The sequence below is a fragment of the Paenibacillus taichungensis genome (genome assembly GCF_013359905.1).
Lineage (GTDB): Bacteria > Bacillota > Bacilli > Paenibacillales > Paenibacillaceae > Paenibacillus > Paenibacillus taichungensis.
Genome location: NZ_JABMCC010000111.1, coordinates 296,196 through 308,519 on the forward strand (window position 1 = coordinate 296,196; position 12,324 = coordinate 308,519).

Annotated in this window: 11 protein-coding genes; 9 read left to right on the forward strand and 2 right to left on the reverse strand. The window is 48.0% G+C overall.

The genetic code is table 11. From position 1 onward, the window contains the following. The first annotated feature begins 152 nt into the window (after positions 1-152). Together HP548_RS15620 and HP548_RS15625 are read left to right on the forward strand one after the other, a co-directional pair. A complete protein-coding gene (locus HP548_RS15620; RefSeq protein WP_076290513.1) occupies positions 153-1,187 on the forward strand; it encodes an LLM class flavin-dependent oxidoreductase in 1,035 nt (344 codons plus the stop codon). A gap of 318 nt (positions 1,188-1,505) precedes the next feature. Then, on the forward strand, positions 1,506-2,666 hold the full coding sequence (locus HP548_RS15625; protein WP_175382168.1) for an AI-2E family transporter: 1,161 nt from the start codon (positions 1,506-1,508) through the stop codon (positions 2,664-2,666). Between the two features lie 139 nt (positions 2,667-2,805). Here the strand turns inward: HP548_RS15625 and HP548_RS15630 are convergent, their stop codons facing one another. Beyond that, complete coding sequence (locus HP548_RS15630; protein WP_076290511.1) at positions 2,806-3,177, reverse strand: ArsR/SmtB family transcription factor; 372 nt, start codon at positions 3,175-3,177, stop codon at positions 2,806-2,808. A 263-nt stretch (positions 3,178-3,440) separates the two neighbouring features. Between HP548_RS15630 and HP548_RS15635 the strand changes: the two genes are divergently transcribed. The 7 genes from HP548_RS15635 (at position 3,441) to HP548_RS15665 (ending at position 11,505) form a co-directional block, all read left to right on the forward strand. Then, entirely contained in the window at positions 3,441-5,822 is a 2,382-nt protein-coding gene (locus HP548_RS15635) for a heavy metal translocating P-type ATPase (protein ID WP_175382169.1), read from the forward strand. A gap of 100 nt (positions 5,823-5,922) precedes the next feature. Beyond that, on the forward strand, positions 5,923-6,282 hold the full coding sequence (locus HP548_RS15640; protein WP_163758849.1) for an SdpI family protein: 360 nt from the start codon (positions 5,923-5,925) through the stop codon (positions 6,280-6,282). Between the two features lie 246 nt (positions 6,283-6,528). Then, the gene (locus HP548_RS15645; protein WP_175382170.1) at positions 6,529-6,969 is read left to right on the forward strand and encodes a MerR family transcriptional regulator; all 441 of its coding nucleotides are present in this window, start codon (positions 6,529-6,531) and stop codon (positions 6,967-6,969) included. Positions 6,970-7,145: 176 nt separating this feature from the next. Further along, positions 7,146-8,363 (forward strand): MFS transporter, encoded by a 1,218-nt coding sequence (locus HP548_RS15650; protein WP_175382171.1) that lies wholly within the window; start codon positions 7,146-7,148, stop codon positions 8,361-8,363. Positions 8,364-8,382: 19 nt separating this feature from the next. Then, positions 8,383-8,805, forward strand: a complete 423-nt coding sequence (locus HP548_RS15655; RefSeq protein ID WP_076290507.1) for a universal stress protein — start codon at positions 8,383-8,385, stop codon at positions 8,803-8,805. A gap of 90 nt (positions 8,806-8,895) precedes the next feature. After that, positions 8,896-10,320 carry an aldehyde dehydrogenase family protein gene (locus HP548_RS15660; protein WP_175382172.1) on the forward strand — a complete coding sequence of 475 codons (1,425 nt, stop codon included), beginning with the start codon at positions 8,896-8,898 and terminating at the stop codon, positions 10,318-10,320. Between the two features lie 369 nt (positions 10,321-10,689). Continuing rightward, complete coding sequence (locus HP548_RS15665; RefSeq protein ID WP_076290505.1) at positions 10,690-11,505, forward strand: MerR family transcriptional regulator; 816 nt, start codon at positions 10,690-10,692, stop codon at positions 11,503-11,505. 155 nt (positions 11,506-11,660) lie between these two features. Here the strand turns inward: HP548_RS15665 and HP548_RS15670 are convergent, their stop codons facing one another. Beyond that, complete coding sequence (locus HP548_RS15670; RefSeq protein ID WP_175382173.1) at positions 11,661-12,149, reverse strand: GAF domain-containing protein; 489 nt, start codon at positions 12,147-12,149, stop codon at positions 11,661-11,663. Positions 12,150-12,324 lie beyond the last annotated feature (175 nt).

The window sequence follows — 12,324 nt, forward strand, 5'->3', positions numbered from 1 at the left end:
GACGGAAGCAAGAATGCAGGTGCAGGCGGGTATTCCGTCCGGATGTAAACGGCTAGAGGAGCAGCTCTGCCACATCATTTTTTTGTGCTTTTACATCTATATATCTGGATATACAAAAATAAAAATATAATCACAGAGGAGAACTTTCTATTATGTCTACCGAAAACACAGCTTCATCCTATAAAAAACATATTAACGACGTTAAATTGTCCATTCTGGATTTGGCTCCTGTCGTTGTGGGTGCCACGCCTGCGGATGCGCTTCGCAACAGTCTGGATCTTGCTCAGCACGCAGAGCGTTGGGGATATCACCGTTACTGGGTAGCGGAACACCACAACATGCCAGGCATCGCTTCTTCCGCGACCTCGGTTGTCATTGGTTACCTTGCAGGTGGAACGAAGACCATTCGTCTCGGATCAGGCGGAATCATGCTGCCTAACCATGCGCCGCTTGTTATAGCCGAGCAGTTTGGTACACTGGAATCTCTGTATCCAGGCCGTATTGACCTTGGGCTGGGCCGTGCACCGGGGAGTGACCGACGTACGTCTCTTGCTTTGCGTAAAGACCTGAACAGTGGTGAAGATTTCCCTGAATTGCTGGCTGAGCTTAGAGCATTCTTCGATGCTTCTGCTACATCGTACCATGCACCTGTTCGTGCTGTACCGGGTGAAGGATTGAACATCCCGATTTACCTGCTCGGCTCCAGTGATTTCAGTGCTCGTCTCGCCGGACAGCTGGGATTGCCGTTTGCTTTTGCCAGCCATTTCTCACCGGATTACACCCGGATTGCACTTGAAACGTATCGGAGCAGCTTCCAGCCATCCGATCACTTGAAAGAGCCCCATGTTATTGTGGGTGTAAATGCTGTCGTGGCGGATACCGACGAAGAAGCAGCATGGCTTGGTACAACGATGCAGCAGCAGTTCCTGAACATTATTCGTGGGACAACCGGATTGGTGCAGCCACCAGCGGATATGGAGGGCAAGTGGACAGATCGTGAGAAAGCGGGTGTAGAGCAGACGCTGAAAGCAGCTGTGAACGGTTCTCCAGAGACTGTGCGTGGTCAACTGGAATCATTTATTGCTCAGACCCAAGCGGATGAACTGATTATTACGTCGATGATCTATGATCATCAGGCACGCTTACACTCGTATGAGCTGATTGCTCAACTTGCGGGAAAAGCATAAATAAAAAAGCAAAAATGCAGCAGCGGACGTGAACTTAAGGCTCGAATGTTGCTGAGATATTAACGGTTTGTCTCTTCGGAGGCGAGCCGTTTTTTGGTAGGGATATTTTTCAAAGGAGACGTATGGGGCAGAAGGTTCTTTTTAGGGTAAAATGAACTTACTGGTCTAATTTGAAACGGTTAAACAGCGCCATACGTATAAACTCAGTGTGTTATACATAAGTTGGCTTGTACAAGCAACTTTATGCGCAGTCAAAAAACATGCAGGTTTACAGCTTATGCTTTTGATAAAGGATACATAAGAGAGGAAGACACGCCTATGGAGCAACCTGAGCAACCCCGCATTTGGCCGGATCGGTTTAAACGATTTTTTTTGAATAATAAGTTTGTCCTTTTTCTGTTAATTCTGCTGCTGGTAGGACTGAACGTGATGGTTCTTACCAAAGTATCCTTTGTTTTGCACCCGCTGGCGGTGCTGATCAAGACGATTGTGCTGCCGATTATTCTGTCGGGTATTCTCTATTACCTGCTGAATCCGATTGTGGATGTTATGGAAAAGTGGAAGATCAAGCGCGGCTGGTCCATTTTGATCTTATATCTCGCTATCGGGGGGATTCTGACAGTCGTTGTGCTGGCGGTCATTCCGGTCGTACGTAACCAGATTGTGGGGCTGATTGAAAATTTCCCAACGTACAGTGAGACGGTCAAACAGCAGTTTGAGCAGCTTACGGGCAGCAAGCTGTTCGGTCAGTTCCAGGAGACAGTGAATCTGAATTCTCAGGACTGGTGGGGTACGATTTCCCAGAAAGCCACTGAAATTCTGAACTCGACCTGGAACAAATTGGGCGGATTCCTTGGAGCGTTCACCGAGACGGTGCTGTCCATTGTAACGGTTCCTTTTATTCTGTTCTATCTGTTGAAAGACGGCAAGAAGCTTCCGTCCAAAATCCTGTCTTTCCTGCCAATCAAGAGCCGTACAGGTGCAATGCATGTGCTGGAAGATATCAATCACCAGATCAGTTCGTTCATTCGTGGACAGATTATCGTCAGCTTCTGCATCGGCATTCTGCTCTACATCGGTTATATGATTATTGGTCTGGATTATGCGCTGATTCTTGCGATTATCGCATCTTTCACGAGTGTTGTACCGTACCTGGGACCTGCAATCGCGATCACGCCTGCGTTGATTGTGGCTCTGGTGACTTCCCCGGTGATGCTGCTGAAGATGGTAGCGGTGTGGACAATCGTGCAATTAATTGAGGGTAAATTCATCTCACCTCAGATTATGGGCAAAACGCTCAAGATTCACCCCATCACGATTATCTTTGTCATTCTGACCTCAGGTAATCTGTTCGGTGTAGTGGGCATTCTGTTAGCCGTTCCAGGATACGCGGTGTTGAAAGTGTGTGTGTCGCATATCTTCAACTGGTTCAAGGAAAGATCCGGCCTGTATGATCCGAAGAATAACAATCTACTGTAACTATAGCGGGCATATCCGTTGTTTGATCCCTGATAAACCTCTTTTCAGGCAAAACGGTGCCCTTATACAACAGAACCCCCGTCCATCGGCTAATAACCGAGAGACGGGGGTTCTGTTGTGTGAACAGGCAGGCTAATGCCTAGCTATGTTTAATATGCTGGAGCGTCTGCAGGAAGATCTGCTCAATGTGTGCATCATCCAGAGAATAATACACGGTCTTGCCTTCTTTGCGCCGCTTGACAATCCGCATGTTGCGGAGTGACCGCAGCTGGTGCGAAATGGCCGACTGTCCCATATCGAGCAGCACTGTCAGATCGTGCACACATAATTCCTTCTGTAACAGCGCATCAATAATACGAAGCCGTGTCGGGTCGCTGAAAGCCTTGAACCAATCAGCCATCTCGGAAGAGGTCTCGCGATCCATGAGAGAAGCACGAATGGTCTGCACGTCAGCCTCTGTTCCAGAGCAGGCCGCGTCGCATTCGGCTGGAGCTTTAACCGGTTGTTCCATTTCCTATCACCACCTATATTAACTCAACCTTTGATTTGATCAAATGTTCTTCGTTAAGCCTATTATATCCAAAAAACGTCTAAAGCGAAATGATTACTATTAGCATATTCTGTATGAAAAATCAACCGGAATTGTTGACACTCATGTTTAAGCGTGCATATAATAGGGTTAACAAAACATATGAATGATTGCTCATATATTGATTTAAAATCAAAAAAATTACGGATAACTTTGTTTTACGTACTGCAAGGGGGAGAGTTCACATGGGAACCGGACAGGAACAGGTGAAAAGGGAACTGCTGCTGGATGGATTGGATTGCGCGAACTGCGCATTGAAGATTGAGAATGGCGTCAAAAAAATTAAAGGCATTTCCGATTGCTCGGTCAATTTTGTGACCAAAACCTTATCCATGCACACCACATCCGATATGGATGAGCAGGTGGTGGAAGAAGCGAAACGCAAAGTGCTTCGGCTGGAGCCGCATATTCGTATTTCGGAAAAAGGTAAATCATCGCAAGGCAGTCGCAGTTCTGCTGATTCAATAAACCACACTAATGATCATGTGCACGCCCATGCAGGTAGCGGAGCTCACACGCATGAGCATACGCCGAGTGGTCACGATCATGCTGGTTACTCCTATGCCCATGATCATGCACATGACCACGGTCATCATCACGGAGCCCAAGATCACACGCATGATCATGGAAGTCATGCCGGACATGATCACGGTCATGCAGACGGTCATGATCATGATGCGCATGCCGGACACTCGCATGAACATGGCGCTGGGCAGACGAAGGTGCTGCTGGCACGTTTGGCGGCAGGTTCCATTTTGGTGGCAACCGCGATCTGGTCTCCATTGGAAGGATGGGCACAACTTGCACTTTATGTTGTCGCTTATCTGATCGCAGGGGGAGATATCGTTCTCCAGGCGTTCAAAAATATAATTCGAGGTCAGGTATTCGATGAATACTTCCTGATGTCTGTCGCTACCATCGGTGCTTTTGCCATTGGCCAATATCCCGAAGGTGTTGCGGTTATGCTCTTCTATCAGCTAGGTGAGCTGTTTCAGGGGCTGGCGGTTAATCGCTCAAGGAAGTCGATCCAGTCGCTTATGGATATTCGCCCGGACTATGCCAATATGCTGATTGGCGCGGGAGAAGAGACCAAGCGAGTGTCGCCGGACGAGGTACGTATTGGAGATCGGATCGTGGTTAAAGCGGGTGAGCGAGTACCCCTGGACGGGATCGTTAAGGCAGGTCGTTCCATGGTGGACACTTCCGCTCTGACAGGTGAGTCAGTTCCGCGTGAACTGGAACCCGGTAGTGATGTACTGAGTGGATTTGTGAACAAAAACGGAATGTTAACTATTGAAGTAACAAAAACTTTTGGTGAATCCACGGTATCCAAAATTCTTGACCTGGTGCAGAATGCGAGCAGCCGCAAAGCCAAAACGGAACATTTTATTAGCAAATTTGCTCGTTATTATACGCCGGTTGTCGTCATTCTTGCCGCTTTGATTGCGCTCGTTCCGCCACTGGTGCTCAGTGGTGCGACATTCGCTGATTGGATCTATCGTGCACTGGTCTTCCTCGTGATCTCTTGTCCGTGTGCGCTGGTCGTGTCCATTCCGCTTGGTTTTTTCGGCGGCATCGGAGCTGCATCACGTAACGGGATTCTCATCAAAGGAAGTAACTACCTTGAAGCATTGAACGATGTTAAAGTTGTTGTTTTTGATAAAACAGGTACACTAACCAAAGGTGTTTTCAAAGTAACAGCTATTCGCCCTGAAGGTGGGCGTAACGAAGATGAATTGATGGAGCTTGCCGCAATTGCCGAGGCCCATTCCAATCATCCGATTGCTGAATCCATTCGCGCAGCCTGGGCAAAGGATATCCGGACTCAGGGTGTGGATGATTACGATGAGGTTGCGGGGCATGGCATCAAGGTCAGTGTGGATGGACGTGAAGTGCTTGCGGGTAACGCCAAATTAATGGAACAGGCAGGTATATCCTACACGACTCCACAAACCGTAGGCACAGTGGTGCACGTTGCCGAATCGGGTTCGTATGTCGGTCACCTGATCATTGCCGATGAGGTGAAGGATGACGCAGCGGCAGCCATTCAGGCACTCAAGAAGCTCGGTATTCGCAAAACAGTGATGCTGACCGGCGATGCCAAGGCTGTTGGTGAAGCTGTAGGGCGTGAGCTGGGTGTCGATGAAGTATACGCTGAGCTGCTGCCACAGCATAAAGTCGAACAGTTGGAGCGTCTCGAAGCTGCCAAATCGCCGAAGGAGAAAATGGTGTTTGTCGGTGATGGCATTAACGATACACCTGTGCTCGCGCGTGCCGATGTAGGTGTAGCGATGGGGGGACTCGGTTCGGATGCTGCGATTGAGGCAGCAGACGTTGTCATCATGACGGATGAACCATCCAGACTGGCAAGTGCAATCCGGATTGCAAAACGGACACGAACCATTGTCTGGCAAAATATCGGTTTTGCGTTGGGTGTCAAAGCGATCTTCCTGCTGCTGGGTGTGTTCGGAATTGCCACCATGTGGGAAGCGGTATTCTCTGATGTAGGGGTGACCGTACTGGCTGTCCTGAACGCCATGCGTGTACTGCGGGTGAAGGACATCTAAGTTTTACGAAACGATCCGGACGGCTCTTCGTATATACGTAGAGCCGTTTTTTTGTTTTAATATCTGTGGTGTATTTTTAATGGAGTTAGGGGAGAACATTGTGGCAGGAGCAGTAGTTGGGATTATATGCGGAGTGTGCTATTTCATTCTGGGATTAATGGTGTACAAAAAGCCGCCGAAAAGGATTAACGGCATATATGGTTATCGTACTCCACGAGCAATGAGTCATCCCGAGTTATGGGAAGAAGCGCAACGTTATAGCGCCAATCTAATGATGCAGTTTGGTGTGATTATTACGGTATTCGGCATAATCGGTTTTTGGCTTACGGATGTACGAGCTTTGGTTCTAAGTCTTGTGGCTACAGGATTCTATACATTCAGGCTGTTTACCAGAGTCGAAGGCCGTTTGAAGCAAATGCAGCGTGTCCAGCAACAGGAGCAGAAGGAGCAAGGCGCTTAGAGGCACAATGTGAAATTGCACCTGAACGAAGATCCGCGAGAGCGGATCTTTTTTGCATCTTATAGAGGCGAAGGATAACAGAGATCTGCTTTTAACAACGTGTTGTAAAAATTAAAACTGCAATAATTTATTCTTGTTTGAGCCATACTACATATTCAAGTCCAAAATCTAACGTTGACGTTAACGTTAATAATATATATAATTATGTACATAACATTATAGACATATGAAAGTGAGGTGAAGGAAATGAGTTTATATAAAATCGATGACGCAGCCAAGGAATGTGGTTTGACCAAGCGTACCATTCGGTATTACGAAGAGATCGGTGTTATGCCTTCACCTCAGCGGACGGACGGTGGCACACGATTATACACTCGGGAAGATATCGATTATCTCAAAAAGGTGGTTCGGGCGAAGGAAGTTCTTGGTTTCTCGCTTCAGGAGCTACATACCTATGTGGCAACGGCGGATGCGCTGAACGAACAGCGTTTTGACTACCAGCAGACCACTGAAGTGAGAGAACGGATCGAGAAGCTCACCAAGATGGAAACGACATTGAATGACCAGCTGCAATTGATCGAGCAGAAACTTCAGAGTATTCACGCCGTTCAGGAGGAACTTGAGGAATTACGTGAACGGGTTCAGAACGGCATTCGACGATTAGAAGGGCACGAGAATGACACATAACTGATGAATGCATCGAATTATGCAAAATGCTAAATTAGTATTTCACGATAAGCACCGGGAGATCCGGTGTCATTTGTGCCGTTTTCTTTCCTATATTTCTGAAAATGAAGATGGTATTTTCATTCTTTTTCACAATTTGTTTCACAACATAAATCACGAACCAGGAGGAATTACGTATGAAAAGAGAACCCTCATTACCTGACGAATTGCCGTCATCCCGTGGAGGTCTGTTATCCCAGCCTAGAGCGGTATGGGCAGTAGCCTTCGCCTGTATCATCTCCTTTATGGGGCTAGGATTGGTTGATCCAATTTTACCTGCGATTGCAGATCAGCTGCATGCTTCCAAAAGCCAGGTATCTTTATTGTTTACAAGTTATAACGCGGTTACCGGGGTAGCTATGCTGATTACAGGTGTTGTATCCAGCCGGATTGGTGTGAAGTGGACACTGCTCAGCGGGATTTTGCTGATCATTGTTTTCTCTTTCCTCGGCGGGACCTCTGACACTGTAGGTGCGCTCGTCGGTTACCGTGGTGGTTGGGGACTGGGGAATGCCCTGTTCATCGCAACTGCATTATCCGCTATTGTAGGACTGTCCACTTCGGGGACAGCCAAAGCGATTATTTTATACGAAGCAGCGCTTGGTCTGGGGATTGCCGTTGGTCCATTGCTCGGTGGTGAACTGGGTTCCATCTCATGGCGTGGCCCGTTCTATGGTGTAGCTGTTCTGATGGCGATTGCTTTTATCAGTATTACGTTTATGCTGCCTAAGATGGCCAAACCGAAAACGCGTAGTTCCTTGTCCGATCCGTTCAAGGCTCTGGGTTATCCTTCACTGAAAACATTGGCGATTACGGCCTTTCTGTATAACTTTGGTTTCTTTACCTTGATGGCTTATTCACCTTATGTCATGAATCTGGATGAGCACGGACTCGGTTATGTATTCTTTGGTTGGGGTTTGATGCTGGCAATTACGTCTGTATTTGTTGCACCAAGATTGCAACGTCGATTCGGATCGGTTCCTTCCATGAGCGTTATGCTGACCCTGTTCGCCATTGATTTGCTGGTAATGGCTGTAGGTACGGTAATGGGATCATCCGCAACGGTTATTGTGGCCGTTATCGTTGCCGGGATTTTCCTCGGGATCAACAACACATTAATTACGACGGCAGTTATGGAAGCTGCCCCAGTGGAACGTTCTGTGGCATCGGCTGCATATAGCTTTGTCCGGTTCCTTGGAGGTGCGCTGGCACCTTGGCTTGCTGGTAAATTGTCCGAGTGGTTCCTGCCGGAGACACCGTTTTATTTTGGCGCATTGATGGTTCTGATCGGGGTCGTTGTGCTTCTGGTACGCCGCAGACATCTGCGCGATATCGATGCTGCCATTACGCATTAATGAACAGGAGGAATGGAAAATGCTGAAACGAATATTGGTTGCTGTCGATGGGTCGGTTCATGCACACAAAGGTCTGGAGCAAGCTGTTGTTCTGGCAGAAAGTCTGAAACAACCGGCTTCTTTGATTATCGTACATGTTAATCCTTCGATCTCGCTAAATGAACCCGCGCTGGGTGTGGATCTTGAAGCGCGGATCGCAGAAGAAGGACAGCATATTATACAACCTGTTAATGAATTGTTAGCCGCTCGTTCTGTTCATTATGAAACTTTGCTGATTGCTGGTGATCCCGTGAATGAGATCTGTCGTGTAGCAAAGGATAAAGACTGTGATCTCATTGTGATGGGGACGGCCGGGAAAAGCATGCTCGCTGAAATCGTGGTGGGCAGTGTCAGCCACGGCGTCTTGAAACATGCAGGATGTCCGGTAATGACTGTAAAATAGTGGTATGACTTTCTTGTGTTGATGATGCTAAAGTGGTGTATAAATAGGTATGGGATAACGCTGCGTTAAACATGAATGGAGGATACAACAATGAAAAAACAACATCTGTTCATCGGGGGCAAGCCCACCGAATCAGTAGACTATATAGCACTTCAGGCACCGTACTCGAAAGAAACACTGGCAGACGTATCCTCGGCGACAGCGGAGGAAGTGGAAGCCGCGATTGCGGCCGCAGTTCAGGCAGGCAAAGAGATGCGCAGAATGCCTGCCCATCAGCGTGCAGACATCCTTTACAAGCTGTCCACCCTGCTGGAAGAACGGAAGGAAGAAGCAGCACGGATCATTGCGCTGGAGGCAGCGAAGCCGATTACTGCGGCGCTCGCCGAGGTTGATCGTACGGTGGAAACGTATCGTTTCGCCGCAGAAGAAGCCAAGCGGCTTACCGGAGAGACAGTTCCTATGGATGCAGCCAAAGGCGGCGAAGGACGCGTAGGCTACACGATGCGGCAGCCTTTGGGCGTTATTGGAGCCATTACGCCGTTTAATTTTCCGATGAACCTGGTGGCTCACAAAGTAGGACCGGCGCTGGCAGCAGGTAATACGATTGTGTTGAAACCTGCGGAGCAGACACCGTTGTCTTCGTATTATATTGCCAATTTGCTTCAGGAAGCGGGATTACCGGATGGCGCATTGAATGTGGTGAGCGGTGACGGCAAAACGATCGGTGATGTACTTGTAGAACATCCTGACGTGGCCCATATTACGTTTACAGGCAGCCCTGCTGTAGGTACCAGCATACGCAGCAAAGCCGGACTGAAACGCGTAACATTGGAGCTGGGGTCCAATGCAGCCGTCATTATAGATGCGGATGCCAATTTGGATAAGGTGGTACCGAGATGTGTGACCGGGGCTTTTACTTACCAAGGTCAGGTATGTATTTCACTGCAGCGAATCTATGTGCATAGCGCGATTGCGGATGAGTTCATTCGTCGTTTTGCAGAAGCAGCCCAAAAAGTCGTAGTTGGAGACCCGTTGAATCCGGATACCGTTGTCTCTGCGCTCATCACATCCAAAGATGTACAGCGTACGCTGGACTGGATCGATGAAGCGAAGCAGGCAGGCGCTGAGGTGGCAACAGGCGGCGAAGCCGAGGGAGGCGTATTGCGTCCAACCGTGCTTGTTAACGTTCCGCGTGATGCCAAGGTGTCTTGTCAGGAAGTCTTTGCCCCGATCGTTGTCATTAATACGGTAGAATCGGTTGAAAAAGGCATTGAGCATGTGAATGATTCCGTCTATGGGCTTCAGGCGGGTGTGTTCACCAATGATATTCATACTGCATTGCATGCAGCGGACCACATTGAAGCAGGCGGCGTGATGATTAACGATATTCCAACTTTCCGTGTGGATCATATGCCTTATGGTGGTGTGAAGCAGAGCGGGATGGGACGTGAAGGTGTTAAATATGCTGTAGAGGAAATGACGGAATTGAAGTTTGTCATGTTTAATAAGAACTAATTATTCACTCCTAAGACGAGCGGATATTCGAAATAAAATAGAACAAGATGATCCTGTGCCCGAGTTAGGGGGTGCGGGATTTTTTTCTTTTTTACATTCAGCCCTTACCGTAAAAAAATACATAGCCTTTCTTTATTAACCTCGGGTTCACATCTGATGAGAAGGGTATAAATACTTATCATACCGCAAATCTACCAATTAGATGCCGTTCATATCACCGAAGCATTGTGTATCCATCCAGAGAAATGAACGGATTACTGGGGTACAGAATTGTTGGAAGTCTTATAATATCTCACTTAAATTTAAATAAAATGCAGTATGAACAAGCCTGAACCTTGGAGTTACAGGCCAGACAGGAGGTGTATTCAAATGGCATATTCCATGGTTGATCTATCCGGGATGTCCGGTGTAAGTCTGAGTGAATTGGGACAGTACGCGGAGACAGGTCTGCTGAATCCAGCCTTCGTAGGTCAAGATGAAGATATCTACTACGAGAAGCCAGAGCTGCTGAGACTACAGCAGATACTCTTCTGTAAAGAAGTAGGCATGGAGGAGGAAGAGATCGGCCCCATGCTCAGGGACACTCCCCGGGATATGATTCGTATTATGCAGCAGCATCGGATCGAGATGCTTGAGAAGGCACTTCATTTGCATGGAATGATTCAGACACTGGACAAAACCATCTCCTACTTACGTGGTGAGCAGGAACTGGATGAATATGAACTTTACGCCGGGTTTTCTAGTAAGGGGCGTCACCAGCTTCTGAATGAACCGATTTCTGACCATGCGTCAAAGAATGACTATTCTGAACAGTTGAAGACAGAGGACAGTCAGAAGTACAACGCCAATTCACCGGAGCAATCCACAATGCCTGATGGTCAGGCGATGAAGTCGAAGGAAGATTTTCTTGATTCACAGGCGAAGATTGACCGGATTCACTTGGACTTGCAGGGCGCTATTGAGGAAGGGTTAGAACCCGGCAGCACGGAAGTACAGCAGATTATTGGCAGACATCTCGATTGGATCAAGGACTATTACACCCCAACAGCAGAGATTTACCGGGATCTGGGCAATCTGTACGTCGAGCACAAAAATTTTCGCCAGATGTATGATGGCTACCACCCCAAGCTGGCCGAGTTTTTGCGAGACGGGATGATGATTAAAGCGGAACAGGATTTATCCTAGATGCATAAAGTATCTTGGGCGAGCAGAACATGGGTGTGAAGAAAAATAATCATAACAAAGAGCGCAGGTCCTCTAGGAGGAGTGCGCTCTTTGTTATTGCATATCATCGTAAGGCCGATGAACTCTGCATCGACTTAAGACGGTACTTCAGGCAGTTAGGATAATTCCAGTTGCTCTGTAATCAGGCTTACCGCCTTTTCTAGGAAGATGCGGTCTTCATCGTCAAAACGGTTTTTGAGCGGGCTATCAATGTCGAGAACCCCGTACAATTCGCCGTTTTTGATAATGGGTACAACGATCTCACTGTTCGATGCGGCATCACAGGCGATATGGCCTGGAAAGGCATGAACATCTTCAACGACCATCGTACGTCGTTCCGCAGCAGAAGTGCCGCATACACCGCGTCCAAGTTGAATACGGATGCAGGCAGGCAGTCCCTGGAATGGACCGAGTACAAGTTCTTTTCCATCATACAGATAGAATCCGACCCAATTGGTGTCGGTCATAAATACATTGAGCAACGCCGCAGCGTTTGCCAGATTGGCAATAGCGCTAGGTTCATCGCGGATCAGAGCACTTAACTGTCCCAGGACGGCGGTTTGCTGCTCGCTTCGTGTTCCTTCATAAGAAACAGCTTGAAACATGATGAATCACCCTCCCGAGCAAAAATGGTACTTATTTTCAAGATAGTGCAGAGCCTGCGGTTAGTCAAGCGGAGGATTTCGGAAAGGGTAGGTCAGGCATGAATATTCCTCCTGTTTCTCATCTTCCTGGGTGGGGTAAATACTTAGCAACCACGGCGGGCTACAACCCGGGAAG

What these genes read in the sequence shown, in the direction of transcription:
- HP548_RS15620 (WP_076290513.1), top strand. Translation starts at nt 153, where the DNA reads ATGTCTACCGAAAACACAGCTTCATCCTATAAAAAACATATTAACGAC.
- HP548_RS15625 (WP_175382168.1), top strand. Translation starts at nt 1,506, where the DNA reads ATGGAGCAACCTGAGCAACCCCGCATTTGGCCGGATCGGTTTAAACGA.
- HP548_RS15630 (WP_076290511.1), bottom strand. Translation starts at nt 3,177, where the DNA reads ATGGAACAACCGGTTAAAGCTCCAGCCGAATGCGACGCGGCCTGCTCT.
- HP548_RS15635 (WP_175382169.1), top strand. Translation starts at nt 3,441, where the DNA reads ATGGGAACCGGACAGGAACAGGTGAAAAGGGAACTGCTGCTGGATGGA.
- HP548_RS15645 (WP_175382170.1), top strand. Translation starts at nt 6,529, where the DNA reads ATGAGTTTATATAAAATCGATGACGCAGCCAAGGAATGTGGTTTGACC.
- HP548_RS15650 (WP_175382171.1), top strand. Translation starts at nt 7,146, where the DNA reads ATGAAAAGAGAACCCTCATTACCTGACGAATTGCCGTCATCCCGTGGA.
- HP548_RS15655 (WP_076290507.1), top strand. Translation starts at nt 8,383, where the DNA reads ATGCTGAAACGAATATTGGTTGCTGTCGATGGGTCGGTTCATGCACAC.
- HP548_RS15660 (WP_175382172.1), top strand. Translation starts at nt 8,896, where the DNA reads ATGAAAAAACAACATCTGTTCATCGGGGGCAAGCCCACCGAATCAGTA.
- HP548_RS15665 (WP_076290505.1), top strand. Translation starts at nt 10,690, where the DNA reads ATGGCATATTCCATGGTTGATCTATCCGGGATGTCCGGTGTAAGTCTG.
- HP548_RS15670 (WP_175382173.1), bottom strand. Translation starts at nt 12,149, where the DNA reads ATGTTTCAAGCTGTTTCTTATGAAGGAACACGAAGCGAGCAGCAAACC.